At 70.1% G+C, this 24,291-nt stretch carries 22 protein-coding genes, 1 tRNA gene and 1 pseudogene; 4 read left to right on the top strand and 20 right to left on the bottom strand.

All coding sequences use genetic code 11. The features are described 5' to 3' along the window. Nucleotides 1-2: 2 nt before the first annotated feature. The 5 genes and pseudogenes from WDU99_RS01000 to WDU99_RS00985 all read right to left on the bottom strand — a co-directional run bounded on the left by WDU99_RS01000 (nucleotide 3) and on the right by WDU99_RS00985 (nucleotide 6,744). Nucleotides 3-725, bottom strand: a complete 723-nt coding sequence (locus WDU99_RS01000) for an ABC transporter ATP-binding protein (RefSeq protein ID WP_337330568.1) — start codon at nucleotides 723-725, stop codon at nucleotides 3-5. Beyond that, on the bottom strand, nucleotides 722-1,630 hold the full coding sequence (locus WDU99_RS00995) for an ABC transporter ATP-binding protein (RefSeq protein WP_420063968.1): 909 nt from the start codon (nucleotides 1,628-1,630) through the stop codon (nucleotides 722-724). Before WDU99_RS00995 ends, WDU99_RS01000 begins: the two co-directional genes overlap by 4 nt. Before the next feature lie 41 nt (nucleotides 1,631-1,671). Further along, entirely contained in the window at nucleotides 1,672-2,028 is a 357-nt protein-coding gene (locus WDU99_RS17240; RefSeq protein ID WP_420063967.1) for an FtsX-like permease family protein, read from the bottom strand. Between the two features lie 169 nt (nucleotides 2,029-2,197). Continuing rightward, a pseudogene (locus tag WDU99_RS00990) lies at nucleotides 2,198-3,208 on the bottom strand (ABC transporter permease); the annotation flags it as partial. Nucleotides 3,209-4,365: 1,157 nt separating this feature from the next. Further along, on the bottom strand, nucleotides 4,366-6,744 hold the full coding sequence (locus tag WDU99_RS00985) for an FtsX-like permease family protein (protein ID WP_337330567.1): 2,379 nt from the start codon (nucleotides 6,742-6,744) through the stop codon (nucleotides 4,366-4,368). A gap of 161 nt (nucleotides 6,745-6,905) precedes the next feature. Between WDU99_RS00985 and WDU99_RS00980 the strand changes: the two genes are divergently transcribed. Then, nucleotides 6,906-7,592 carry an alpha/beta fold hydrolase gene (locus WDU99_RS00980; RefSeq protein WP_337330566.1) on the top strand — a complete coding sequence of 229 codons (687 nt, stop codon included), beginning with the start codon at nucleotides 6,906-6,908 and terminating at the stop codon, nucleotides 7,590-7,592. A gap of 59 nt (nucleotides 7,593-7,651) precedes the next feature. On the opposite strand, the gene WDU99_RS00975 is transcribed toward WDU99_RS00980, so the two are convergent. Beyond that, nucleotides 7,652-7,727 (bottom strand) — tRNA-Ala (locus WDU99_RS00975). A 189-nt stretch (nucleotides 7,728-7,916) separates the two neighbouring features. On the opposite strand from WDU99_RS00975, the gene WDU99_RS00970 reads away from it, so the two are divergent. After that, the gene (locus tag WDU99_RS00970) at nucleotides 7,917-8,087 is read left to right on the top strand and encodes a hypothetical protein (RefSeq protein ID WP_337330565.1); all 171 of its coding nucleotides are present in this window, start codon (nucleotides 7,917-7,919) and stop codon (nucleotides 8,085-8,087) included. A 3-nt stretch (nucleotides 8,088-8,090) separates the two neighbouring features. On the opposite strand, the gene rsfS is transcribed toward WDU99_RS00970, so the two are convergent. The 9 genes from rsfS to rplU form a co-directional block, all read right to left on the bottom strand. Beyond that, nucleotides 8,091-8,468: a ribosome silencing factor gene (gene rsfS, locus WDU99_RS00965; RefSeq protein WP_337330564.1), complete on the bottom strand. Its 378-nt coding sequence runs from the start codon at nucleotides 8,466-8,468 to the stop codon at nucleotides 8,091-8,093. Continuing rightward, a complete protein-coding gene (locus WDU99_RS00960) occupies nucleotides 8,468-9,670 on the bottom strand; it encodes a hypothetical protein (protein ID WP_337330563.1) in 1,203 nt (400 codons plus the stop codon). The genes rsfS and WDU99_RS00960 overlap by 1 nt, the downstream gene beginning before the upstream one ends. Continuing rightward, entirely contained in the window at nucleotides 9,667-10,269 is a 603-nt protein-coding gene (gene nadD / locus WDU99_RS00955) for a nicotinate-nucleotide adenylyltransferase (RefSeq protein ID WP_337330562.1), read from the bottom strand. Before nadD ends, WDU99_RS00960 begins: the two co-directional genes overlap by 4 nt. Nucleotides 10,270-10,275: 6 nt before the next feature. Then, nucleotides 10,276-10,488, bottom strand: coding sequence for a hypothetical protein (locus tag WDU99_RS00950; protein ID WP_337330561.1), 213 nt, complete (start codon nucleotides 10,486-10,488; stop codon nucleotides 10,276-10,278). A gap of 49 nt (nucleotides 10,489-10,537) precedes the next feature. Beyond that, nucleotides 10,538-11,839, bottom strand: coding sequence for a glutamate-5-semialdehyde dehydrogenase (locus WDU99_RS00945; protein ID WP_337330560.1), 1,302 nt, complete (start codon nucleotides 11,837-11,839; stop codon nucleotides 10,538-10,540). Nucleotides 11,840-11,893: 54 nt separating this feature from the next. Then, the gene (proB, locus tag WDU99_RS00940) at nucleotides 11,894-12,682 is read right to left on the bottom strand and encodes a glutamate 5-kinase (protein WP_337330559.1); all 789 of its coding nucleotides are present in this window, start codon (nucleotides 12,680-12,682) and stop codon (nucleotides 11,894-11,896) included. Beyond that, nucleotides 12,679-14,178 carry a GTPase ObgE gene (gene obgE, locus WDU99_RS00935; protein ID WP_337330558.1) on the bottom strand — a complete coding sequence of 500 codons (1,500 nt, stop codon included), beginning with the start codon at nucleotides 14,176-14,178 and terminating at the stop codon, nucleotides 12,679-12,681. The genes proB and obgE overlap by 4 nt, the downstream gene beginning before the upstream one ends. A gap of 114 nt (nucleotides 14,179-14,292) precedes the next feature. Continuing rightward, entirely contained in the window at nucleotides 14,293-14,550 is a 258-nt protein-coding gene (rpmA, locus tag WDU99_RS00930) for a 50S ribosomal protein L27 (RefSeq protein WP_179410600.1), read from the bottom strand. A gap of 19 nt (nucleotides 14,551-14,569) precedes the next feature. Beyond that, entirely contained in the window at nucleotides 14,570-14,878 is a 309-nt protein-coding gene (gene rplU / locus WDU99_RS00925; protein WP_337330557.1) for a 50S ribosomal protein L21, read from the bottom strand. A 214-nt stretch (nucleotides 14,879-15,092) separates the two neighbouring features. Between rplU and WDU99_RS00920 the strand changes: the two genes are divergently transcribed. After that, a complete protein-coding gene (locus tag WDU99_RS00920) occupies nucleotides 15,093-15,359 on the top strand; it encodes a DUF4031 domain-containing protein (protein WP_337330556.1) in 267 nt (88 codons plus the stop codon). Here WDU99_RS00920 and WDU99_RS00915 read toward each other — a convergent pair. Then, nucleotides 15,324-17,714 carry an Rne/Rng family ribonuclease gene (locus tag WDU99_RS00915; RefSeq protein ID WP_337330555.1) on the bottom strand — a complete coding sequence of 797 codons (2,391 nt, stop codon included), beginning with the start codon at nucleotides 17,712-17,714 and terminating at the stop codon, nucleotides 15,324-15,326. The two genes, WDU99_RS00920 and WDU99_RS00915, sit on opposite strands and share 36 nt — an antisense overlap. A 278-nt stretch (nucleotides 17,715-17,992) precedes the next feature. Between WDU99_RS00915 and WDU99_RS00910 the strand changes: the two genes are divergently transcribed. After that, nucleotides 17,993-18,604 carry a vitamin K epoxide reductase family protein gene (locus WDU99_RS00910; protein ID WP_337330554.1) on the top strand — a complete coding sequence of 204 codons (612 nt, stop codon included), beginning with the start codon at nucleotides 17,993-17,995 and terminating at the stop codon, nucleotides 18,602-18,604. Nucleotides 18,605-18,671: 67 nt separating this feature from the next. On the opposite strand, the gene ndk is transcribed toward WDU99_RS00910, so the two are convergent. Genes ndk through ileS form a run of 4 tightly spaced genes read right to left on the bottom strand, consistent with a single transcriptional unit; the run spans nucleotide 18,672 to nucleotide 24,214 of the window. Then, nucleotides 18,672-19,085 (bottom strand): nucleoside-diphosphate kinase, encoded by a 414-nt coding sequence (ndk, locus tag WDU99_RS00905; protein WP_337330553.1) that lies wholly within the window; start codon nucleotides 19,083-19,085, stop codon nucleotides 18,672-18,674. A gap of 1 nt (nucleotide 19,086) precedes the next feature. Beyond that, entirely contained in the window at nucleotides 19,087-19,485 is a 399-nt protein-coding gene (locus WDU99_RS00900; RefSeq protein WP_337330552.1) for a DUF4233 domain-containing protein, read from the bottom strand. Beyond that, nucleotides 19,482-20,834, bottom strand: a complete 1,353-nt coding sequence (locus WDU99_RS00895; protein WP_337330551.1) for a bifunctional folylpolyglutamate synthase/dihydrofolate synthase — start codon at nucleotides 20,832-20,834, stop codon at nucleotides 19,482-19,484. Before WDU99_RS00895 ends, WDU99_RS00900 begins: the two co-directional genes overlap by 4 nt. Then, nucleotides 20,831-24,214, bottom strand: coding sequence for an isoleucine--tRNA ligase (gene ileS, locus WDU99_RS00890; protein WP_337330550.1), 3,384 nt, complete (start codon nucleotides 24,212-24,214; stop codon nucleotides 20,831-20,833). The genes WDU99_RS00895 and ileS overlap by 4 nt, the downstream gene beginning before the upstream one ends. Between the last annotated feature and the right edge of the window lie 77 nt (nucleotides 24,215-24,291).

Below are 24,291 nucleotides of genomic sequence, written 5' to 3'. Positions count from 1 at the left end.
CGTCATGTGCGACGATCGTCTCCAGACGGGACCTCAGCGGCCTGCTCCGAAGCCCGTGCTCGCAGCACCCCGTCGTGCAGCTCGAAGACGCGGTCGGCGCGCGCCAGCATCGCCTGATCGTGGGTGGCGACGACCGCTGCGGTGCCGCGCTCGTGGACCAGCCGGGCGATGAGGTCCATGATCTGCGCGCCCGTCTCACTGTCGAGCTGCGCCGTGGGCTCGTCGGCGAGCAGGATGGCCGGCTGCATCACCAGTGCCCGCGCGATGCCGACCCGCTGCTGCTGTCCGCCCGACAGCTCGCCGGGACGCTGCCTGGCAGCATCCGACAGCCCCACATCGCGCAGCGCCTCGGCGACGCGACGATCACGCTCGGCGGGGTCTACCCGACGGATGCGCAGCGGCACCTCGACGTTCTCGGCCGCCGAGAGCACGGGGATCAGCCCCGCGGTCTGGAAGATCGAGGCGATGCGCGAGCCGCGCAGCGCGGGAACATCCGTGGCCGGGTCGGCGAGGTCGGCGCCGTCGATGAGCACCCGCCCCGAGGTCGGTGCGTCGAGTCCGCCGAGCATCGTCAGCAGCGTCGTCTTCCCGGCGCCGGAGCGACCTGCGACGACGACCAGCTCACCCTGCGCGACGGCCAGATCAGCGTCGCGCACAGCCACCACATCGCCCGCCGCGCTCGGGAAGACCCGCGACACCGTCTCGGCCCGCAGCACCACGGTCATGCCTGCTCTCCGTCCTCGACCGGCGACGACTCCCCCGGCGCCACGCGCACATGGTCGGGCTCGAGCGTGAGTCGCACCCGCTCGCGCAGGTCGAGTGCCGAGACGAAGTCGCTGGGCAGCTGCATGCGGCCGGCGCGGTCGAGCACGGCGTATTCTTCGGCGGTGCGCACGGCGCGTCCTTCATCGTCGGTGTCGGTGCGGCGCAGGGTCTCGGTCGATGTGCGTCCGTCACGGATGCGCACTGTGCGCCCGACATGCTCGGTGACGCCGGCGTCGTGCGTGACGATCAGCGTCGTCACGCGCCGCTCACGGTTCACCGTCTCCATCGCGGCCAGCACCTCGGCGCTGGTGTGCTCGTCGAGCTCGCCGGTCGGCTCGTCGGCGAGCAGAACGCGGGGACGGTTCGCGAGGGCGACGGCGATGGCGACGCGCTGGCGCTGCCCGCCCGACATCTCAGCCGGACGCCGATCGGCCACCTCTGCCGCGCCCAGCAGGGACAGCAGTTCGTCTCCCAGCGCTGCGCGCTCCGCACGCGGCACGACCCCGGCGACCTCGTGCACCATCGTGATGTTCTCGCGCGCCGTCAGGTACGGCAGCAGATTCCGGTCGGACTGCTGCCACACGAATCCGACGCTGCTGCGCCGGTACTCCAGACGCTCCGCGCCTTTCATCGTCACGAGGTCGTGGCCGGCCACGCGCGCCGAACCGGCGGTGGGGCGGTCGAGTCCGGCGAGGATGCCCAGCAGGGTGCTCTTGCCCGACCCGGATGCCCCGACCAGCGCGACCATCTCGCCGGTCGTCATCCGCAGGTCAAGGCCCTGCAGCGCCTGCACCTCGACGCCCTGCGCGGTGAAGATCCGCACGAGCCCCTCACAGACGATCGCCCCATCAGCCATGTCCGCCATCCTCTCGCGCGTCCCGCTCTCGTGCATCCGCTTCTCCCGCCTCACCACTCCCGCTCCTCCCCCGCGTCGATCGCCGCCGCGGCTCCGAGACGCGACGCGAGGGCGGCTGCGGCGGCCACGGCGGCCGCGACGACGGCCCCGAATGCCACCATCACGAGCACCGGCCACACCCCGCCCAGCACCAACGGCGGCTGGTCCGAACCGCCGACGAATCCGCGCAGATCCAGCCGCGGGATCACCAGCCACGCCATCGCCACGCCCACGCCGACCCCGAAGGGCAGCGCGAGCAGCAGCGCCGGCGACACCTCCCACGCGACGAGACGGCGCGCGCCACGGCTCGGATGCCCGAGAGTGCGCAGCACCGCGAGCATGCGCACCCTGGCGGGCGTGCCGAGCATGAGCGTCGCGACGACGGCGACACCCAGCAGCGCCGCGACGATCCCGCTCGCCGCGAGCAGCGCGCCCTGCACGACGCGGAACGCGGGGTCCGCCGCGTATCCCGCGGCGATGGCCGCGGGAGTCTCGAACGCCGCTGCTCCCCCCCAGCACCCGCACCGTCTCAGCGCCCACCGCGTCGGGGTCAGCGCCCGGCGCGACGGCGAGATAGAGCTGCGACATCCCGCTGCCGCGCTGCCCGAGCGCCGCGGCGTTCGCGGGGTCGACGATGACCCACTGCTCGGCAGCGCCGAACGGCACCTGAGGCGGCGCTGTTGCGACGATGCGCACCGGCGTGCCGTCGATCTCGACCTGCTGTCCGGTGGGATCTGCGACATCCAGCCGCTGGAGCAGTGCCTCGGATGCCACGACGGGAACAGTCCGATCGCCCACGTCCGCCACCTCGGTCAGCTCCTCGGGCAGCGGCAGCGCGGCTGGGGAGTCACGTTGGGCCGCGGTGAACTCATCACGGTGGATCGTGTACACGTGCGCGCGGGCCCGCTGGGCACCCGTGGTCGCCTCCACCGAGAAATCTCCGCGCAGTGCGCCGAGCTTCTCCACGCCGTCGATGGCCGCGACGCGGTCGGCCGCCGCCTCGTCGACGTATGCACCGTCGACGCGCACATCGGCCCCGACCGTGATCGACGCCGCGCGGACGATCCCGCCCGAGACAGTGGCGGCGAACGCGACCGAGAAGACCGCGACCCCCAGCCCCACCACCACGGCGAGCACCGGCGCCACGCGCACGACAGGGTCGCGCAGCGCCCGCGCGGGCCCGAGCAGCGCCACCAGAGACGTGCGGGGTCGGCCGCGGCGCTCGGCCGCCCGCAGAACCAGAGGCAGCAGCCTGAGTGCGAGAATACTGCCGGCCGCGCCGAGCAGAACGGGAAGGACGAGCAGCAGCGGATCCGCAGCGCCGAACCCTCCGCGCGTGACCACGAACACGGACAGCAGTGCGGTCACGACGAGCACCACGGCTTCGCCGGATGCACGCAGAAGGCCCCGCGATCGCGGCTCGCCGAGATCGCTGCGTCCGCGACGGCGCGCGTCGGTCAGCACTCCCCAGGGCAGCACCACCGCGGGCACCGCGGCCAGCGCGAGTGGAACGACGACCACCGGCGACCCCGCCCAGCCGACCACCATCGCCCCGATCGCGGCGCCGAGCGCGGCGCCGATCAGTCCGAGGATGCCACCCTCGCCGCCCAGCAGGGCGATCAGCCGGCCCGTGGATGCGCCACGGGCACGCAGCACCCTGGCGGCCGATACTCGCCGAACGGCGATCAGACGGCCGACCAGCGCGAGCACCACCACCGCGACCGCGATCGGCCCGATGGCGGCTACCGCGACGACCGTGGTCATGGCGTCGGCACGCGCCAGACCGACGTCGATCGCGCGCGGCGCCACGGAACTGAACGTCAGGCCCCGGTTGAAGAACGTATCGGTGAGCATCGGCACGTCGATCGGATCAGCCGCGAGCAGGCGCAGCTGGGCCGCCGTGCGCTCGGCGTTGGCGGCATCGACCCCCTCGGCGTCGAACGGGAACCAAGCGGTGATCTTGAATTCGTTGATGCGGTCGCCGAGGGCTGTCGGCTGATCGACGTGCATGAACGCGGTGGCGATGAGCACACGATCACCGCTCGGGCTGACCTCGACAAGAGGATCGATGGAGCCGCTGATGAACGCCCAGTCGGTGGCATCCCGCTCCGACGGCGTCACGATGCCCGTGAGCAGCAGCCGCGTGTCCTCCCACATCCGATCCTCGCCCACCCGCCAGGCGAGCTGCTCGGCGATCGACGTGGTGAGCGCGATCTCGATGCCCTCGACAGGGTCGGTGACCCGCGGAAGGCGCCCCTCGACGAGATCGGAGCGATCGGCGAACCCGGGGTCCGATGTGATCCCGACCCTGTTGTTCGGCACGGTGGTGACACGCTCGGGATCGTCGTCGATCGTCGTCGCCGGGTCGATCGTGGTGATCATACGCGGAGTGCCCAGCATCGAGCGCAGCGGCTGCGGCTGCGCACGCCGTTCGGCATCGAGCAGGTCGAGCGTCGACGTCCAGATACCGGCCGCGCCGTCGGCGCTCCGGTCGATCGCCGGCAGTCCCGGTGCCGTGGCGCTCGGCCACCGGCTTCCGTCGGGCAGGGTCTGAATCGCACGCTGCACGGTGGCGGTGCGGCCCTCGACGATCAGCGCCGGTGCGGCGACGCCGGCGAACGAGAGCGCGGCGATCACCACGACCAGGAAGACCGACAGACCGGGTGTCGTCGTCGCACCGCGCAGGAGCACCCCGAGCCGGCCGCTCACGATCCCATTCCCAGCACTGTCGGCAGCACCAGCTCTGCCACGGCTGCGCCGAGCACGGCGCCGACGATCACCGAGTACGCAGCGACGGCGACATGCTCTCCGATGCGCAGGGCGCGCTGCCGTCCGGTCGGCAGTCCGAGCGCGCGCAGCACGATCTGCTCACCGCGCCGGGCACGCGCAGCCGCCGAGGAGGCGGCGAAGAAGCCGATGAGCCCCAGCGCCGCGGTCACGAGAGCGCCCGCCGTCAGCAGCATGGGCGCGGCCGACGCGACCGGGGCGGCGCTCACCTGCGAGGCGGTGAGGATCCGCACAGGATCCGTCGCCTGCTCGCGCAGCTGAGCGGCCGTCTGGTGCGGGGTGTCGCTGCGCAGCCACAGCTCGTTCGGAGGCACCTCCGCGCCGGCATCCGACAGGGCCGTCGGGTCGGTCGCGACGCCGAGTCCCGCCCCCACTCCCGGCAGGCCCTCGACCACGCACGCGACCTCGAAGGTGGCCGGGCGAGCGACCGAGCGGATCCGAGCAGTGAAGGTCGTGCCCGTCGTGGCGCCCAGGCGTTCCGCCAGCGTGCGAGTGATGCATGCGGGGATGGCGGCGGCGGTGTTCGGCGGCAGCGGCTCGTCGAGGCCGAGCGCCTCCGGAAGCGCGGCAACCAGCAGCGCTGTGTCGGATCCGATCGTCATGCTGGTGCGCAGCACCTCATGAGCCCCGGTGACGCCCGGCAGAGTCGCGACGTCGCCTGCGGCCACGTCGAGCCCCTCCTCCGCGATCATGCGCACGTCGCCGCCCAGCCGCGCGAGGAGAGCCTGCTGCTCTGCAGCTCGGGCTGCTGAGGGCGCCGCGAGGACGAGCGCGGCCGATGAGGCGGCGAGCGTCAGACACAGGATGGCGACGGCCGTGCTGCCCATGCGTCGCGCGAGCTGCCGCAGCGGCAGGATCGGTGCGATCCCCGCCGTGCGCCGCAGCGCGTGTTCGCCGATGGATGCCATCGGGCCGGCGGCCATCGCCGCCAGCATTCCGGCGGCGATGAGCAGCAGCGCCGGTGCGGCGGTGGCGAGGGGATCCGCCGCACCGCCCGGCCCGGTGACCCCACCGAGCGCGAACAGCTGCCAGGTCGCCAGGGCTCCCACTCCGGTCACCAGCAGCGTCGGCGGCAGCAGGGTGCGGCACGTGCGCGCACCGGCATCGCTGCGCAGATCCTCCGCGCGCACGACGTCGGCACCCGTCGCGACGCGGGCGGTGAGGATGCCAGAGACTCCGGATGCCAGCACGACCGCCGGCCCCGCCGTGAGCCATGCGGCCGGCGTGACCCCGACAGCCTGCGTGATCGCACCGAGGCCCGCGACGAGAGCGAGACCGACGACCGCTCCAGCAGCGGCGATCAGCCCCGTCTCGACGGCAGCGGAGCTGCCCAGGCGGCGGACGGATGCCCCGCGCGAGCGCAGCAGCACCGTCTCTTCACGACGGGCGGCCACCAGCGTTGTGAGCACCGTGCCCACCACCAGCACGCCGAGCAGTGCCATCAGCATCAGCGGGGCCGTGAGCAGCCCCCGTGTGGCAGCGACAGCGTCCGCTTGACGCTGCAGCGTCTCGCCGAGGTCTCCCCGCACACGCGTGTTGTCCTGCCGCTTCGGGTCGACGTCATCGGGCAGCGCGTCGAGCGTGGTGAGCGCACGCTGCAGGAGCGGGATGGCGGCGAGGTCGAACGTGGCGGGCGTGATCTGCCACGTGACGGTCGGCGACGCGGAGGCCACGTCGAGCGAACCGCCCAGCACCACCGCGGGGCCGAACGCCCCGTCGCTCTCGCCGGAGACCACAGATGGGTCGCCGAGCCACGCCGTGTCGAGCGGATCCCGGGCGCTCCAGAAGCCGACCAGCGTGAGGCTTGCGTCCTCAAGCCCGCCGTGCGTGAGTGTGAGCGTGTCGCCGATCGCGATGCTGAGGCGCTGCGCGGCGGCCTCGGTCAGCGCGAGCTCGCCCGGACCCTGCGGCCAGGAGCCGGACGTGAGGTCGGCAAGTTCGGTGATCCGCTCGTCGTCGAGCACCCGCAGGGTGATCTCCTCGTCGGCGGGCGTGATCACGGCCAGGTCATCGGTCGTACGGCGCGCGACATCGACCTCGGATCCCGAGAAGGCGCTCGCGATGGCATCCCGGATCTGCGCGTCCTGCGCAGCCGCGTCATCGGCCTGAGCGGCCACCACACGAACGCTGCGTGCGCCCGGTTCGGCGTCGGCGAGCATGCGCGAGGCGCCGGCGGTCAGCATCCGATCGCCGAGGGCGTCGATTCCGCCGACGCCGGTGACCACGAGCAGGACGACGAACGCGAGCAGCGAGAGTCGACCGGCGTGCTGTCCGGCCCGCCGCACTGCAGACGTCATCGTTCGCCGTTCAAGGCGCGCCGACACTGCGCGCTGCAGAACATCTTCGTCTCCCGGGTGGCCCTGGGCAAATCACGACATACGGTCGAAGGGGCGCGGAGTACGCTGGGCCGGGTCGACGGTCGGCAGAGCCGGCCACCGCCGACCGGAGGAGGTGGACGATGGCCGCATTCGCACTGATCCACGGCGGCGGTGACGTCGGCTGGTCGTGGCATCTCGTCGAACACGAGCTGCGCCGCCTCGGTCACCGCACGGTGGCACCCGATCTGCCGGGCGACGACCCGCATGCGACTCTCGACGACTACGCGGATGCCGTGGTCGATGCACTCGCAGGTCACCGGGAACCCGTCGTGGTAGGTCACTCGTACGGTGGCTTCACCGCGCCGCTGGTCGCTGCCCGCACACACGCGAAGGCGCTCGTGATGGTCGCGGCGATGATCCCCGCGCCCGGTGAGACCGCTGCGGACTGGTGGCAGAACACCGGGTACGGCGCGGCTGTGAGCGAGCAGGCCGCCCGCGACGGCGGCATGACCGGCGCGGAGGATCCGCTGGTGAGCTTCTACCACGATGTGCCTCGCCCGCTCGCCGACGAGGCCGTGCGCCGCACCGCCGACCGGGACGAGTCCGAGGCCGCCTACAACCAGCCATGGCCGTTGCCGTCATGGCCCGCGATGCCCACGAGATTCATCGTGTGCACGGAGGATCGGTTCTTTCCGGCGGTCTTCCTGCGCCGGGTGGCCGCGGAGCGGCTCGGCATCACCGCTGAAGAGATCGCCGCCGGCCACTGCGTGGCGCTCAGCCGTCCCAGGGAACTCGCGGCGATGCTGCACCGCAGCGCGGTCTCATGACCGCGCTGCGGTGCAGCAAGCACAAACGAAGAAATCCCGCGATCTCTCGCGGGATTCTCTGGTGGACCTGAGGGGACTCGAACCCCTGACCCCCTGCATGCCATGCAGGTGCGCTACCAGCTGCGCCACAGGCCCAGATGTCTTCGAGGCGAACCGCCTCGGCAACCTGATCAGCATACTACGGACCGCCGATCGCTCGCGAATCGCCGCCGTAAGCCGGGTGTGTCGCACGCATTAGCGCGCGGCCGGGCGCGCGTCAACGGCCTCTGTCACGTGCGCCTGGGCGGCTAAGGTGCGCAGAAACCGCAGCGAGAGGATGCTGAGATGTCGAACCCCACGCCGAACTTCATCCCGCCCGACCCCGACGTCGAGCCGGAGGACGACCTCGCCACACGCGAGGTCGACGGAACGACCGAGATCGATCCCGACGCCGACCCCGACCTCATCGAGAGCGCCGAGGCCGACAGGCTCGCCGCGGGTGGCGACGAGGATTAGCGTCTACTCCCCCGCGACGGGCTGCGACAGTTCGATCGGCACGACCGGGCAGTCCTTCCACAGCCGCTCCAGGCCGTAGTAGACGCGTTCTTCGGCGTGGAAGACGTGCACGATCAGGTCACCGAAGTCGAGCAGCACCCAACGCGCTTCGGCACGACCCTCGCGACGCACGCGCTTATGGCCCGACTCGATGAGCTTGTCCTCGATCTCATCGGCGATGGCGGCGACGTTGCGCTCGCTGCTGCCGGTGACCAGAAGAAAGATGTCGACGAGCGGCAGCGGTCCGGACACGTCGAGCGCGACGAGGTCCTCACCGCCCTTCGAATCGGCCGCATCGGCGGCGATCTGAAGCATCTCGACAGCGGACTGTGGGGCTTGCATCAACCGAAGACTCTCGTTGTGAAGGCGATGATCAAAGCGGCGGCCAGCGCGAGCGCCAGACCTCCGGCGACGATCGCCAGGGTGATCATGAGTTTGCTGCCCTTGTCGGGCGCCGGGGGCCGGATGACCTCACCGGCGGGCTTGGAGGTCGCCACCGCCGAGCTGGCGGCGATCGGGGTGGGCGATGACGCCGGGGCGAGCTCACCGTCGATCAGCACGGCGTCAGCCTCCTTGCCATCGGTGGTGCCGATCGCGTGTCCTCGCGAACCGAGTCCTTCCGGCAGTGAGTAGGTTCCCGTCATGAGCAGCTCGCCGGTCGAGGCGATCGGGCCACTGAGCGAGCCCGCGCCGGGCGACGGAGTGAAGATGAGGGTGCTCGGCGCCCTGTGCGATCCGCTGGAATCGCCCCCCAGCAGATCATCGAACCGGGCTGGGTGAGCCGGCTTCTCGGCGCTCCTGACACCGATGCCGAACGCGGCACCCACCTTGGGGCGCTCTTCCGCCGGCGCCGGTGTCGGCACCGCGGTCGGGGTGGGCTCTGCCGCCGGGGTCGGTGTCGGCGTCGCTTCCGGTGTCGACGTCGGCGTGGGCGTCGCTGCCGGTGTCGGCGTCGCGACGGGAGTCTCGACCTGGGCCGACGCCGGTGCATCGGCCGGCGGGACCGCGAGTCCCGCGGCGGCGACGCGCGCTTCGAAGATCTCCTTGAGGGACTGCTCCTGCGTCGATACGCGCTCGGCGTCAGGCACTGCGGCGGGCGTGCTGCCGGACGCCGGAGAGCTCTCGAACTGCGGACGGGCGGCGGGAGCGGCCGGCTGCTGCGCACCAAACGACGGAAGCCCCGAAACCAGCGCCGGTTCCGCGGACTCGCGTGATGGGGTCGGCGAAGGCTGCGGCGCAGCATCCGACGTCTCCTGTACCGGCAGCGAGCCGGTGCGGATGCGCTCCTGACGACGCGCCTCGCGCCGTGTCATCGGCGCGGGCTCGTCGGCGGCAGGCGACGGAGGCGCGGGCGAGGTGGGAGTCGAGGGCTGCGGGTCGGGGGCCGTCTGCTGTGGCGCCGGCGTCGCGGGTGGCTGCGCGGCGGCTTCTGCGGCTTCTGCGGCCTCATCGTCGGTGATGACCGGCGTCGAACCGGTCAGACGGATCTCACGCAGCTGCTTGCGCGTCAGCCGTGCGGGTCCGTCCTGATCCGATGTGCTCATGTCCTACTCCGATACAGGTGATGCTTCGCGATGTACTGAACCACCCCGTCCGGCACCAGGTACCAGACGGGTTGGCCGTCGGCCACTCGCTCACGGCACGCGGTCGATGAGATCGACAGTGCCGGCACCTCCAGTTGACTCACGTTTTCTGTGGGCAATCCATCGGTGCTCAGCACATGTCCAGGTCGGGAGACTGCGACGAAATGGGCGAGATCCCACAGTTCATCATGATCCCTCCAACTGAGAATCTGCGCTACGGCATCCGCACCGGTGATGAAGAAGAGCTCCGCATCGGGACGCTCGCGCTTGAGATCACGCAGCGTGTCGATCGTGTACGTCGGGCCCTCGCGGTCGACATCGACGCGGCTGACCGTGAAGTCGGGGTTGGATGCTGTCGCGATCACCGTCATCAGATAACGGTGCTCGCTGGGCGACACGTCCTGCTTCTGCCAGGGCCGGCCAGTCGGCACGAAGACGACCTCGTCGAGATCGAAGGAGTGCGCGACCTCGCTCGCCGCGACCAGGTGACCGTGATGGATGGGGTCGAAAGTGCCACCCATCACGCCGATGCGCGGTGCCCGAGCAGTGGATTCGTGCATGCGGTCCTAGTGGCCGTGGCCGCCCTTACCGTGCTTCTCTGCGTAGGCCTCGGCCTTGGCCGAGTGGCGGTTCGCGACGTGACGGTACGACAGGCCGACGACGGCCATCGCCGCGAAGACGAGCGCGGCGAGCACACCGTAGATGAAGGTTTCGGCCGCCACGTTGCCGTGTTGCTCCGTCTCGGCTGCAGCCATCGCGATCTGTGCGACGAGGTTCATCCTGACTCCGTTTCTGACCTGACAAGCGAACGCCTGTCCAGTCTAGTCCTCAGCCGCGCGTCTGGCCCGACCCGCGCGCCAGCCATTTCGTGCTGGTGAGCTCGGCCAGGCCCATCGGTCCGCGGGCGTGCAGCTTCTGCGTCGAGATGCCGACCTCGGCACCGAAGCCGAACTCCGCGCCGTCGGTGAACCGCGTGGAGGCATTGACCATCACGACGGCCGAGTCCACCTCGGCCAGGAATCGCTCGGCGTTGAGGGCATCGGTCGTGATGATCGACTCGGTGTGCCCCGTGCTGTAGCGACGGATGTGATCCAGCGCATCATCCAGCGTGTCGACCACCTTGATCGCGATGTCGAGGCTGAGGTACTCGGCCTCCCAGTCCTCCTCAGTGGCGGGGATGACCTGAGTGACGAGTCCCTGAACCATGTCGTCGCCATGGATGGCCACTCCCTCGCTCTGCAGGGCGCTCGCGACGACCGGGATCAGCTGCGGCGCGGCCTGGCGCAGCACCAGCACTGTCTCAACCGCGTTGCACACACTCGGGCGCTGCACCTTCGCATTCACCACGATGTCGCGCGCCCAGTCCATCGGCGCCGACTCGTCGAGCACGATGTGCACGACGCCTGCACCGGTCTCGATCACCGGAACCGTGGACTCGGTCACCACCGTCTCGATCAGCGCGGCGCTGCCGCGCGGCACCAGCACGTCGACGAATCCGCGGCCGTGCATCAGCGCCCTGGCCCCGTCCCGTCCGAAGTCGTCGACGGTCTGGATCGCCTCGGGGTCGACGCCCGCGTCGTCCAGCGCATCCCGCATGATCTGCACGAGCACCGTATTGGATTCCCGAGCGGCACTGCCGCCGCGCAGCACCACCGCGTTGCCTGAGCGCAGTGCGAGGGCGGCGATGTCGACCGTGACGTTGGGACGCGCCTCGTAGATCGCCCCGACCACGCCGAACGGCACGCGCACCTGTTCGAGGGCGACGCCGTTCGGCATCCGATGCCCACCGACGACCTGCCCGACGGGGTCGGGCAGAGTCGCGACCTCGCGCACGGCGGCTGCGAGGGATGCCACTCTGCGATCGTCCAGTCGCAGCCGGTCGATCAGCGCGTCGCCGATGCCGTCAGTGCGTCCGCGATCGATATCGAGGGCGTTGGCTGCGACGATGCGCTCGGCTCCCGTCTCGATGGCCGCGGCGATCGCCTCCAGCGCGCGGTGCTTGTCGTCACTGGTGAGCCGTGCGACCGCCCGCGATGCCGTCTTGGCGCGCGACAGGCGATCCTGCACGGTGTCGACGGGGGTGTCGACACCGCTGTCGACGGGTGCCTCGGTGGCGATGGAAGTGCTCATCCGGTCAGTGTATCCAGGCGGCCGGCCAGCCGGGGCCGTATGACCGTGCGGTGATCAGCCCTGTGTCGTCGGTTCGAACCAGGTGCCCACCGGCGAGCCCTCGAGCGCCTTGCCGACCAGGTCTGCGCTGGTGACCAGCACGCCGATCCCCGAGCCGGCCGCCATGCGGGCCGCCGACACCTTGGTCGCCGCTCCCCCGGTGCCGACGCTGTTGACGACGGATGCACCGAACTCGAGCCCCGCCAGGTCGGAATCCGCGCCGATCACGTCGATCGGCCGTGCTGCTGGATCCGTGGGGGGCTTCGTGTACAGCGACTCGACGTCGCTGAGCAGCACCAGCGCATCGGCGCCCACCAGCTGCGCGACCAGCGCCGCGAGGCGGTCGTTGTCGCCGAAGCGGATCTCCTGGGTCGCCACGGTGTCGTTCTCGTTGACGATCGGCAGGATCCGCAGCGAGAGCAGTCGGTCCATCGCACGACGGGCGTTGCTGCGCGAGGTCGCGTTCTCGAGGTCGCCCGTGGTCAGCAGCACCTGCCCCGCGACGATGCCGAACGGGCGCAGGGCCTCCTGATAGCGGAAGACGAGCACGTTCTGCCCCACCGCCGCGGCGGCCTGCTGGGTCGCCAGATCGGTCGGCCGCGCTTCCAGCGCGAGAAACGGGATGCCCGTGGCGATCGCCCCCGACGAGACGAGGATCACCTCCGCACCGCGACGGTGCGCGGCCGAGAGCGCCTGGACGATCATCGGGATCCGCCAGGAGGCCTCACCGCTGATCGAGGAGGATCCGACCTTGACGACGATGCGCGTCGCGGACGCGAGGTCCGCGCGGGTCTGCGCCGTCATTCCTCACCCTCGCGGGAGGCCCGACGCTGGGCCTCGAGCTCATCGCGGGCGGCAGCCTTGGCATCCATTCGCTCGTGGTACTGCTCACGCCGCTCGTTGGTGGTGCGTCGGGCGCTGCCGCCGACGCGGATGTCGGTGCCGCGCGGCGAACCGACCAGCTCGGCGGTCGACGCGATCGACGGCTCCCAGTCGAACACCACGCTGTTGTCACCCGTGCCGATGACGACCGTGGACCCGGGGGTCGCGCCGGCCTTGAACAGCGCGTCCTCGACACCGAGCCGCTCGAGACGATCGCCGAGGTAGCCGACCGCCTCCTCGTTCTGGAAGTCGGTCTGCTGCACCCAGCGCACCGGCTTCTCGCCGAGCACGCGGTAGATGTTGCCGTAGGTGCCGCCCTCGACCTTGATCTCGAACTGCGCCTGTGCGCCCTTCGGGCGGATCACGACGCGCTCGGCGGGAACCTCGACGGCCGTCGCCGCGCGGTGCGCGTCGACCAGCTCTCCCAGCGCGAAGCTCAGCGGACGCAGTCCCTCGTGCGAGACCGTCGAGATCTCGAACACGCGGAAGCCGCGCGCCTCGATGTCGGGACGGACCATCTCGGCGAGGTCGCGGGCCTCCGGCACATCGATCTTGTTCAGCGCGACCAGCTGCGGGCGCTCCAGCAGCGGCGTCTGTCCCTCGGGAACCTCGTAGGCGGCGAGCTCGGCCAGGATGACGTCGAGGTCGGACAGCGGGTCGCGCCCCGGCTCGAGCGTCGCGCAGTCGAGCACGTGCAGCAGGGCGCTGCAGCGCTCGACGTGGCGCAGGAACTCGAGCCCCAGGCCCTTGCCCTCGCTGGCGCCCTCGATGAGTCCGGGCACGTCGGCGACCGTGTAGCGGCTGTCGCCGGCCTGCACGACGCCGAGATTGGGGTGCAGCGTCGTGAACGGGTAGTCGGCGATCTTCGGCCGCGCGGCGGACATCGCCGCGATCAGACTCGACTTGCCCGCCGACGGGTAGCCCACGAGCGCCACGTCGGCGACGGTCTTCAGCTCGAGCACCACCGAGCCCTCGTAGCCGGGCGTGCCCAGCAGGGCGAATCCCGGGGCCTTGCGCTTGGGCGAGGCCAGGGCGGCATTGCCCAGCCCGCCGCGACCGCCGGCAGCCACCACGAACCGCTCACCGGGGGTGATCATGTCGTGCAGCACGTCGCCGCCGACCGACTTCACCACCGTGCCCAGCGGCACCGGCAGCTCGAGCGTCTCACCGGCGGCGCCGGCGCGCAGGTCGCCCATGCCGAAGCCGCCGTTGCCGCCGTTGCGGTGCGGCGAATGGTGGTAGGACAGCAGCGTGGTCACCTGCGGGTCGCCGACCAGCACGACGTCGCCGCCGTCGCCGCCGTTGCCGCCGTCGGGGCCGCCGAGCGGCTTGAACTTCTCACGGCGCACGGAGACGCAGCCGTTGCCGCCCTTGCCGGCACGCAGATGCAGGGTGACGGTGTCGACGAAGGTGACCATTTCGCTGCTCCTCCTGTGGGGGCTGACGCCCACGAGGGGCGGATACGCAGACGGGGCGAGCCGAAGCCCGCCCCGTCTGCAGGCCACCGAATCGGTGGCTGAGTTTGTCGAAGCCTACTGAGCGGCAGCGACGATGTTGACGACCTTGCGGCCGCCCTTCGTGCCGAACTCGACAGCGCCCGACTCGAGAGCGAACAGGGTGTCGTCGCCGCCACGGCCGACGCCGGCGCCGGGGTGGAAGTGGGTGCCGCGCTGACGGACGAGGATCTCGCCGGCGTTGACGGTCTGACCGCCGAAGCGCTTCACGCCGAGTCGCTGTGCATTGGAGTCACGACCGTTGCGGGTCGAGCTCGCGCCCTTCTTATGTGCCATGTCTGAGCCTCTTCCGTGCTTACTTGATGCCGGTGATCTTGACGCGCGTGAGCTCCTGGCGGTGGCCCTGACGCTTCTTGTAGCCGGTCTTGTTCTTGTACTTCTGGATGACGATCTTCGGGCCACGGAGGTCGCCGAGGACCTCAGCCGTGACCTTGACCTTCGCCAGCTTGTCTGCGTCGGTGGTCACCGTGGAGCCGTCGACGAGAAGCACGGCGGGAAGCTCGATCTTCTCGCCCTGGGAAGCCTGAACACGGTCGAGCTGAACGATCGTGCCGACCTCGACCTTCTCCTGCCGTCCACCGGCGCGCACTACTGCGTAAACCACTTCATACCTGTTTCGTTGGGGAGCGGGTCGCTCCGAGAATCTCACGGGAAGACTGTTGCTTGCGTACACCGCCTGTGCGACGCGTGCAGACGCAAGACTTCTCCTGCGACCGCCGTCAGCGGGCAGGGGCCTCGCACCAAAGGACAACTTTACCGGATGCCGACCGATGCCGCAAAGTGGGCCGGGCGCCGTGTCGTCGCCCTAAGCTCACCGTATGACCATACTCGTCGACGATCCCGTGTGGCCGGCGCACGGCCGCCTCTGGGCTCACCTGGTCAGCGACGAGAACCTGGCCGAGCTCCACGCGTTCGCCGCGGCACAGGGCATCCCCCCGCGCGCCTTCGATCGCGACCACTACGACGTCCCAGGAGACGCCGTGCCGCGACTGACGGCAGCCGGTGCGCAGCACGTCGGCGGCAAGGAGCTCACCCGGCGGCTGATCGCCTCAGGACTGCGAGTCCGAGCCCGCGACCGGCGCTGAGTCCGACGAGCTCGCAGCATCGCCCGAGGTGTTCGGGGTCAGCATGGCGGTCGTGACGCGGCGGCGGTTGCGCCCCTGTCCCGGTGCCTTCGGCTCGGGCAGGGCGTCGAGCACCGAGTCCAGCAGCTGCTCAGCCTCACTGCGGGGGCCCTTGCGCTCGCTGCTGCGCTTCTTGCGCGACTTCTTCGGCCGCTCGGCCGCAGGGGTCTCCGCGGCTGCGGGCTGCGACTCTTCAGCAGGGGCCTCGGCCACCGGCACGATCGTCGACGCCGCGATCGCCGCGAGGGCCGACTTGGCGCCCTCGGTGATGCTGTGGGTGCCGCCGTTCGTAATCGCCGGCTGCGAAGAGGAACTGCTCGACTGCTGCGGCGACGACGCGCCGCCGCGCGAGCGGCGTCCCTGGCCGCCGTTCGAACCGCCACCGCGGTGCTTGACCACGGGATCGTGGTGCACGATCACGCCGCGACCGGCGCAGACGTCGCACGGCTCGCTGAAGGTCTCCAGCAGACCCAGACCCAGCTTCTTGCGGGTCATCTGCACGAGGCCGAGTGAGGTGACCTCGGCGACCTGGTGCTTCGTGCGGTCACGGCTCAGGCACTCGACCAGGCGGCGCAGCACAAGATCGCGGTTGGACTCGAGCACCATGTCGATGAAGTCGACGACGATGATGCCGCCGATGTCGCGCAGGCGCAGCTGACGGACGATCTCCTCAGCGGCCTCGAGGTTGTTCTTGGTGACGGTCTCCTCGAGGTTTCCGCCGGAGCCGACGAACTTGCCCGTGTTGACGTCGACGACGGTCATCGCCTCGGTGCGGTCGATCACGAGCGAACCGCCCGAGGGCAGCCAGACCTTGCGGTCGAGCGCCTTCTCGATCTGCTCGGTGATGCGGTGCGCATCGAACGGATCGACATCGTCGGTGTACGTCTCGACGCGCTCCAGCAGGTCGGGGGCGACGCTCTCGAGGTAGGCGCGGATGGTGCGGTGCGCGTCATCGCCCTGGATGGTCATGCGCGTGAAGTCCTCGTTGAAGACGTCGCGCACGATCTTGACCAGCAGATCGGGCTCTGCGTGCAGCAGCGCCGGGGCCTGCTGCGATGCGACCTGCTTCTGGATGTGCTCCCACTGCGAGGTGAGACGCTGCACGTCGCGGGTGAGCTGCTCTTCGGTCGCTCCCTCTGCTGCGGTGCGCACGATCACGCCGCTGGACTCGGGCAGCACCTCCTTGAGGATGCGCTTGAGGCGCGCGCGCTCGTTGTCGGGCAGCTTGCGCGAGATGCCGTTCATCGAACCGCCGGGCACGTACACGAGGTAGCGACCGGGCAGCGAGATCTGGCTCGTCAGGCGGGCGCCCTTGTGGCCGACCGGGTCTTTCGTGACCTGCACCAGCACACGGTCACCGGGCTTGAGCGCGAGCTCGATGCGACGGGGCTGATTGCCGGTCGAGACGCCCTCCCAGTCGACCTCGCCCGAGTACAGCACGGCGTTGCGGCCACGGCCGATGTCGACGAAGGCGGCCTCCATGCTGGGCAGCACGTTCTGCACGCGACCGAGGTAGACATTGCCGATCAGCGAGGCGTCCTGGTTGCGCGCGACGTAGTGCTCGACCAGCACGTCGTCCTCGAGGACGCCGATCTGGGTGCGCCCGTTCTTGGCGCGGACGACCATCATGCGGTCGACGGACTCGCGTCGGGCGAGGAACTCCGCCTCGGTGACGACTGCACGGCGACGACCGGCATCGCGTCCGTCACGACGGCGCTGCTTCTTGGCCTCGAGGCGGGTCGAGCCCTTGATGGCCTTCGGCTCGGTGATGTACTCGACCGCGCGCTGACGCTGGCGCGGTTCGTCGCGACCCTCGTCGCCGTCCGAACCGCGACGTCGGCGACCGCGGCGGGAACCCGGCCTGTCGTCCTCGTCATCGTCGTCCGAGCGGGCCGGCAGCACGGTGATCTCGGGTGCGTGGAAGTGCAGCTGCGTGGAGACCTTCGACACGAAGACCTCGGGAAGCAGACCGAGGCTCACCGCGGTCACCGGCTGCGGCTCCTCCGGCACGGCGGGAGCCTCAGCGGGCTTCTCGGCCTCGACCGGCTTGTCCGCGGCGACCGGTGCCTCCGCCTCGGCGGGCGTCTCCGGCTCGGCGGGCGTCTCCGGCTCGGCGGGCTGCTCAGCCTCGGCGGCTGCCGCGGGCGCTGCCGATGTCTCGGCGCCGCTCAGGGTCTCGGCGCCGCTCACGTCCGTGACCGTCTCTGCGACGGCATCCGATCCTCCCGCGCCGGGCGCGACAGCGCCCTCGACTACCGGCTGAACCGGCGTCGTGTCGGGAGTGGGGGTGTTGGTGTCATGGTTCTCGTCGGCCATCTCTGGCTTGCTCCCTGCGCGGGCACTGCGTGCTCCGCGAAAACTCGTGCGGCGAACTGCGCCGCGAACTCAATCGGCTTGCGATCCGCACGGTGGCTGGACCGCGTGGGGCATGCGGCCCCGAAGTCTTGTCGATTCGGTCGCGACTGCTCGCGACGTCTTCTCCAGTCATTATCGCACCTCGCGGGCGCACCCGCGGCATCCGCTCGCCGACACGCCCGGCATGCGCCGCACCGGACGCATGGCGCACCCATAGGAGCCGCTGGGATAATCGCCGCATGACCACGCAGCGTCCACGGTATCTCGGTTACGGAATATGGCTCATCGTCGCGGCCGTCCTGGGGTGGTGGGCGGCCTTCCAGCTCACGCTCGAGAAGATCTTCCTGCTCGAGAATCCGGGCGAGCAGACGAGCTGCTATGTCAGTGTGATGCTGCAGTGCGACAAGAATCTCGGCTCCTGGCAGGGCGAGGTGTTCGGCTTCTCGAACCCGATCCTCGGCCTCACCGGCTGGATGGCGGTGCTGGTGATGGGGGTGGCCGTCGTCGCCGGTGTTCGCTTCCCCCGCTGGTTCTGGGCGCTGTTCGGCGTCGGAATCACCGGCGCGTTCGTGTTCGTCTGCTGGCTGATCTTCCAGAGCATCTACAGCCTCTCGGTGCTCTGCCCGTGGTGCATGGCCACCTGGGCGGTCACCATTCCGACCTTCATCGCAACGGTGGTGCACCTTCTGCGCAATGGCACGCTGACGACCTCGTCGCGGGTGCGACAGAGTGCAGGCCGGCTGATGGCCTGGGTGCCGCTGATGACGATCGTCGCCTACGCGATCGTCGTCGCGATGGCACAGCTGGCGGGCCTCGACCTGCTCGGCGAGGTCGCCGGGATGCTGTTCTGAGCTGACCCGCACAACAGAGAAGAGGGGACGTCCTGCAGGACGTCCCCTCTTCTCTGTCAGCTCTGGGTCAGAACCAGATGCTGAGCTCGCGTGCCGCCGACTCGGGGCTGTCCGAGCCGTGCACGAGGTTCTGCTGCACCGCCAGGCCCCAGTCGCGCCCGAGGTCGCCGCGGATCGTGCCGGGCGCCGCCGAGGTCGGGTCGGTCGTGCCGGCGAGCGAGCGGAAACCCTCGATGACGCGGTTGCCGGCGAGGCGGATCGCCACCGACGGGCCCGACATCATGAACTCGAGGAGCGGCTCATAGAACGGCTTGCCCTCGTGCTCGGCGTAGTGCGCCGCAAGGCGGTCGCGGTCGGGCTCGACGAGCCGCAGGTCGACGAGCGCGTAGCCCTTCGCCTCGATGCGGGCGAGGATCTCTCCCGTCAGGCCGCGGGCGACGCCGTCGGGCTTGACGAGGACGAGGGTTTCTTCAGTGGCCATGTCATTCGCTCTCTGTGTGAGTTTCTGCCGGCGAGCCCGCCGCACCGTTTCGGTCGATTCGGGCCCCACCGATCGTCGCATATCCCCACATGCCGCCGAAAATCAGCGCGACGATGAGGATGGCCGGCACGATGAACCCCGCCAGCGCGATCACCAGCTGCAGAGTCCATCCGGCGGCGATCGCCCATGGCCGCGTGATGGCTCCGGCGACCACGATCAGCGCGACCGCGACGATCAGCCCGCCGACGATGCCCCACCACTGGGGCAGACCAACCGGCACGGCGCGCAGCCCGAAGACCGTCAGCCCGGCGAGCACGACGACGATCGCCTCGGAACCGAGCACGATGGCACCGAGCTTCTGCACGAGGGTGCGCGGCGGTCGCGCGGCGCGGCCGCTCATGCGCGCCACCCCGACTTCCAGTCCTCATCCTCGGACATCAGCAGCGCCTCGCCGGCGAGCACGATCGATCCGGCGATCACCACGGCGCGACGGTCGGCGGACGCCGCCCACTCGCGCGCGGCGTCGGCGGCCTCGGCGAGGGTCGGATGCACGCTGGCGCGGCGCCCCCGCTCCTCCACGAGGTCGGCGATGGCGTCCGCGTCCTGCGCGCGCGCGGAGTCCGGCGCCGTCGTGAAGACCTCCGTGACCGCGGGCAGCAGCGCGTCGACGATTCCGGCCGCATCCTTGTCGGTGAAGACACCGATCACGAGCGCCCACTCGTCGAAGTCGAAGCTGTCATCGAGCGAGCGCGCGAGCGCGGCGGCGCCGTGCGGGTTGTGCGCAGCATCCACCACCACGGTCGGCGCGATGCCGACCAGCTGCAGGCGCCCCGGCGAGGTGGCGCCCTGCAGACCGTCGGTGAGGATGTCTGCGGGGATCGCACGCTCGGCCGCCCCGATCAGCGACTCGACCGCCGCGACCGCGAGGGCGGCGTTGTGTCCCTGGTGCGCGCCGTACTGCGGCAGGTACTCGTCGACGTACTCGCCGGCGAGACCCTTGATGGTCAGCTGCTGACCGCCGACGGCGAGCTTCTGCGCGGCGAGACCGAAGCCCTCGCCCTCGAAGGCGATGCTCGCGCCCTTCTCAGCGGCGACGCGGCGCAGCACCTCGGCGACCTCGGTCTGCTGCTCGGCCGAGACGACGTCCGCGCCGTCCTTGATGATGCCGGCTTTGACCTCGGCGATCTCGACCAGGGTCTCCCCCAGCCGATCGGCGTGGTCCATGTCGATCGGCGTGAACACCGCGACGTCGCCGTCGGCCGTGTTGGTCGAGTCCCAGGACCCGCCCATCCCGACCTCGAGCACGAGAACGTCGACCGGTGCGTCGGAGGCCGCCACGAACGCGAGAACGGTCAGCAGCTCGAAGAAGGTCAGCGGCTCCTCGCCCCCGGCCTCCAGCTCGGCGTCGACGATGCCGATGAACGGCTCGATCTCATCCCACGCGTCAGCGACGGCGGCATCGTCGATGGGCTCGCCGTCGATCATGATCCGCTCGGTGAAGCGCTTCAGATGCGGACTGGTGAACAGGCCGGTGCGCAGCCCATGTGCGCGCAGCAGGCTCTCGATCATCCGGGCCGTCGAGGTCTTGCCGTTGGTGCCGGTGATGTGCACGACCCGGTAGGTGCGCTGCGGGTCGTCGAGCAGCATGAGGATGCGGGCGACCCGCTCCTTGCGCGGCTGCACCCAGCGCTCCCCCGCCCGCTCCAGCAGCTTGTCGTAGACCGCGTCCGCGCGCTCGGTGTCCCTCATGAGCTGATCCCCTTCGCATCGGTGGCGTCGATGGTCACGATGACGGCGGCCTTGCTCGCGCCGAGCGCGTGTGCGCCCGAGACGAACACGCCGTCGCCGGGGCTTCGCACCTCGTCGACGACCGCGTCGATGTTCTCGGTCGATTGCACGGCGAAGCCGACGGCGAGGGTCTCCTCCGCGATGAGCGCCGCGTGCTGCTCAAGCGCGGCGGCTTCTGCGGCACCCGCGTTGAGGGCGAGCACGATCCGGTCGCTCACATCCAGACCCGCGTTCTTGCGCGCCTCCTGCACGACCCGGATCGCGTCGCGGGCGATGCCCTCTGCCTCCAGTTCCGGTGTGGTGGTGGTGTCGAGCAGCACGAATCCGCCGTTCGGGACGAGCGCGAGCGCCTCGCCCTCGGGACGGCCCGAGGTCTCGAGCACCAGGTCGTACTCGTGCGGCTCCAGCACGATGCCGTCAGCAGTCACCACGCCGTCCTGTTCGGTCCAGAAGCCTTCCTTGGCGGCGCGGATGACCTTCTGCACCTCCTTGCCCAGACGCGGGCCCGCGGCGCGGGCGTTGACGCTGAGCCGGTGGCTGATGCCGTACTCGACCGCCGTCGTGTCGGTCAGCTGCACCAGCTCGACCGTCTTCACGTTCAGCTCCTCGCGCAGGATGCCCTCGAACTGCGCGAGGTCCGCCGCGAGCGGCGACACCACGGTGAGACGAGCCAGCGGCAGGCGCACCCGCAGCTTCTCCTTCTTGCGCAGCGCGTTGCCCACGCTCGAGAGCTCGCGCACGGCATCCATCGCCCCGCGCACGTCGTCGGCAGAGGGGAACGCGTCGACGTCCGGCCAGTCGGTCAGGTGCACGCTGCGCCCGCCCGTCAGGCCCTGCCAGATGCGCTCGCTGATCAGCGGGACGAGTGGTGCCGCGACCCGGGTGAGGGTCTCGAGCACGGTGTAGAGCGTGTCGAACGCGTCAGCGCCCGCACCGGTCGACGGGTCGACGCCCTCCCAGAACCGGTCGCGCGACCGACGGATGTACCAGTTGGTGAGCACCTCGGCGAAATCGCGCAGGCCCGCGGATGCCGTCGTCGAGTCGAGCCCCTCGAGGTCGGCGCGCACCTCGCGGACGAGGTCGCCGAGGCGGGCCAGGATGTACCTGTCGAGCACGTCGGTGGAATCGGTACGCCACTTCGCCTGGTAGCCGCCGTCGCCGGAAGCATTCGAGTAGGTCGCGAAGAAGTACCACGAGTTCCACAGCGGCAGCAGGAACTCCCGCACCCCGGCGCGGATGCCCTCCTCGGTCACGGCCAGGTTGCCGCCGCGCAGCACCGAGCTCGACATGAGGAACCAGCGCATGGCATCCGATCCATCCCGATCGAGCACCTCGCTGACGTCCGGGTAGTTGCGCAGCGACTTCGACATCTTGTAGCCGTCCGAGCCAAGCACGATGCCGTGACAGCTGACGCCGGTGAACGCCGGGCGGTCGAACAGCGCGGTCGAGAGGACGTGCATCACGTAGAACCAGCCGCGCGTCTGACCGATGTACTCCACGATGAAGTCGGCGGGGGCGTGCGAGTCGAACCACTCCTGGTTCTCGAACGGGTAGTGCACCTGCGCGTAGGGCATCGAGCCCGAGTCGAACCACACATCGAAGACGTCCTCGATGCGGCGCATGGTGCTCTTGCCTGTCGGGTCGTCGGGGTTCGGTCGCGTCAGGTCATCGATGTACGGACGGTGCAGGTCGACCTCGCCTGCGGCGTTGCGCGGCAGCGTGCCGAAGTCGCGCTCGAGCTCCTCGAGCGAACCGTACGCGTCGACGCGCGGGTACTCCGGGTCATCGCTCTTCCACACCGGGATCGGCGAGCCCCAGTACCGGTTGCGGCTGATCGACCAGTCGCGAGCGCCCTCGAGCCACTTGCCGAACTGCCCGTGCTTGACGTTCTCGGGCACCCAGGTGATCTGCTCGTTGTTCGCGAGCATCTTGTCCTTGATGTCGGTGACCCGGATGAACCAGCTCGACACCGCCTTGTAGATCAGGGGGTTCCGGCAGCGCCAGCAATGCGGGTACGAGTGCACGTAGCTCTGCTCGCGCAGCATCCGACCCTCCGCGCGCAGCAACCGCACCAGCGGCGTATTCGCCTCCATCCACAGCGTGCCGGCGACGTCGGTGACGTGTGAGAGGAAGCGTCCGCCGTCGTCGAGCGAGATGATCGTCGGGATGCCCGCGGCGCCGACGACCCGCTGGTCGTCCTCACCGTAGGCCGGCGCCTGGTGCACGATGCCGGTGCCGTCGGTGGTGGTCACGTAGTCGTCGACGAGGATGCGCCAGGCGCGCTCGGTACCCCAGGTCTCGGCATCTGCGTAGTAGTCAAACAGACGGTCGTAGGTCACGTCCGCGAGCTCGGCCCCGCGCAGCGTCTGCGAGACCGCGGCGAGCGCGTCGTCGGCCGATTCGTAGCCGAGGTCCTTGGCGTAGCCGCCGACGAGGTCGCGCGCAAGCAGGTAGCGGTGCGCGGCGCTCTCGGCGATGTCGTCGCCCGGCACGATGTCGGCCGCGCCACTCGGGCCGGCGGGCAGCACCACGTACTCGATGTCGGGTCCGACGGCGAGCGCGAGGTTGGTGGGCAGGGTCCACGGCGTGGTCGTCCAGGCAAGTGCCCGCACGGCCGTGAGTCCCAGCGACTCGGCCTTGGCGCCGGTGAGCGGGAAGGTCACCGTGACCGAGGGGTCCTGACGGTCCTGGTAGACGTCGTCGTCCATGCGCAGCTCGTGCGCCGACAGCGGGGTCTCATCACGCCAGCAGTACGGCAGCACCCGGTAGCCCTCGTAGGCGAGGCCCTTGTCGTACAGGGTCTTGAACGCCCACAGCACGCTCTCCATGTAGCCGAGGTCGAGCGTCTTGTACCCGCGCTCGAAGTCGACCCAGCGGGCCTGACGGGTGACGTAGTCCTGCCATTCGCGCGTGTAGGTCAGCACCGAGTCGCGCGCCTTCGCGTTGAAGACGTCGATGCCCATGGCCTCGATCTCGCTCTTCTCGGTGATGCCGAGCTGCTTCATCGCCTCGAGCTCGGCGGGCAGTCCGTGCGTGTCCCAGCCGAACACGCGATCGACCTTCTTGCCGATCATCGTCTGGAAGCGCGGGAAGACGTCCTTGGCATAGCCGGTGAGCAGGTGGCCGTAGTGCGGCAGCCCGTTGGCGAACGGAGGGCCGTCGTAGAAGACCCACTCGTCGGCACCGTCACGCTGCGAGATCGACGCGCGGAAGGTGTCGTCGTCGTTCCAGAAGTCGAGCACCTCGCGCTCGATCTCGGGGAACCGCGGGCTCGGAGTGACGGCGGCGGGACCGAAGGAACTCCGGGTCCCTGAGCTTGTCGAAGGGCGTGGGTAGGTCATGTCGTCTCGCAGGGATCGTGTCGGATGCTGCTGCGAGGACGACCCGTGCTGACGCGCGGACCGCGGTACCACCTCAC

This window comes from Microbacterium bandirmense (assembly GCF_037204185.1).
Taxonomy (GTDB): domain Bacteria; phylum Actinomycetota; class Actinomycetes; order Actinomycetales; family Microbacteriaceae; genus Microbacterium; species Microbacterium bandirmense.
Note: the sequence above shows the minus strand (reverse complement) of the source record. Positions and strands in the feature narration are given on the sequence as shown.

Bases quoted from the DNA above. Each gene is read 5' to 3' on its own strand.
- WDU99_RS01000 (WP_337330568.1), bottom strand. From the start codon at position 725: ATGACCGTGGTGCTGCGGGCCGAGACGGTGTCGCGGGTCTTCCCGAGC.
- rsfS (WP_337330564.1), bottom strand. From the start codon at position 8,468: ATGCAAGCCCCACAGTCCGCTGTCGAGATGCTTCAGATCGCCGCCGAT.
- WDU99_RS00980 (WP_337330566.1), top strand. From the start codon at position 6,906: ATGGCCGCATTCGCACTGATCCACGGCGGCGGTGACGTCGGCTGGTCG.
- WDU99_RS00995 (WP_420063968.1), bottom strand. From the start codon at position 1,630: ATGGCGGACATGGCTGATGGGGCGATCGTCTGTGAGGGGCTCGTGCGG.
- nadD (WP_337330562.1), bottom strand. From the start codon at position 10,269: ATGCACGAATCCACTGCTCGGGCACCGCGCATCGGCGTGATGGGTGGC.
- WDU99_RS00970 (WP_337330565.1), top strand. From the start codon at position 7,917: ATGTCGAACCCCACGCCGAACTTCATCCCGCCCGACCCCGACGTCGAG.
- WDU99_RS00900 (WP_337330552.1), bottom strand. From the start codon at position 19,485: ATGAGCGGCCGCGCCGCGCGACCGCCGCGCACCCTCGTGCAGAAGCTC.
- rpmA (WP_179410600.1), bottom strand. From the start codon at position 14,550: ATGGCACATAAGAAGGGCGCGAGCTCGACCCGCAACGGTCGTGACTCC.
- obgE (WP_337330558.1), bottom strand. From the start codon at position 14,178: ATGGTCACCTTCGTCGACACCGTCACCCTGCATCTGCGTGCCGGCAAG.
- WDU99_RS00895 (WP_337330551.1), bottom strand. From the start codon at position 20,834: ATGAGGGACACCGAGCGCGCGGACGCGGTCTACGACAAGCTGCTGGAG.
- WDU99_RS00985 (WP_337330567.1), bottom strand. From the start codon at position 6,744: ATGACGTCTGCAGTGCGGCGGGCCGGACAGCACGCCGGTCGACTCTCG.
- ndk (WP_337330553.1), bottom strand. From the start codon at position 19,085: ATGGCCACTGAAGAAACCCTCGTCCTCGTCAAGCCCGACGGCGTCGCC.
- WDU99_RS00960 (WP_337330563.1), bottom strand. From the start codon at position 9,670: ATGAGCACATCGGATCAGGACGGACCCGCACGGCTGACGCGCAAGCAG.
- WDU99_RS00945 (WP_337330560.1), bottom strand. From the start codon at position 11,839: ATGAGCACTTCCATCGCCACCGAGGCACCCGTCGACAGCGGTGTCGAC.
- WDU99_RS00915 (WP_337330555.1), bottom strand. From the start codon at position 17,714: ATGGCCGACGAGAACCATGACACCAACACCCCCACTCCCGACACGACG.
- proB (WP_337330559.1), bottom strand. From the start codon at position 12,682: ATGACGGCGCAGACCCGCGCGGACCTCGCGTCCGCGACGCGCATCGTC.
- WDU99_RS00910 (WP_337330554.1), top strand. From the start codon at position 17,993: ATGACCACGCAGCGTCCACGGTATCTCGGTTACGGAATATGGCTCATC.
- WDU99_RS00950 (WP_337330561.1), bottom strand. From the start codon at position 10,488: ATGAACCTCGTCGCACAGATCGCGATGGCTGCAGCCGAGACGGAGCAA.
- ileS (WP_337330550.1), bottom strand. From the start codon at position 24,214: ATGACCTACCCACGCCCTTCGACAAGCTCAGGGACCCGGAGTTCCTTC.
- WDU99_RS00920 (WP_337330556.1), top strand. From the start codon at position 15,093: ATGACCATACTCGTCGACGATCCCGTGTGGCCGGCGCACGGCCGCCTC.
- WDU99_RS17240 (WP_420063967.1), bottom strand. From the start codon at position 2,028: ATGCTCGGCACGCCCGCCAGGGTGCGCATGCTCGCGGTGCTGCGCACT.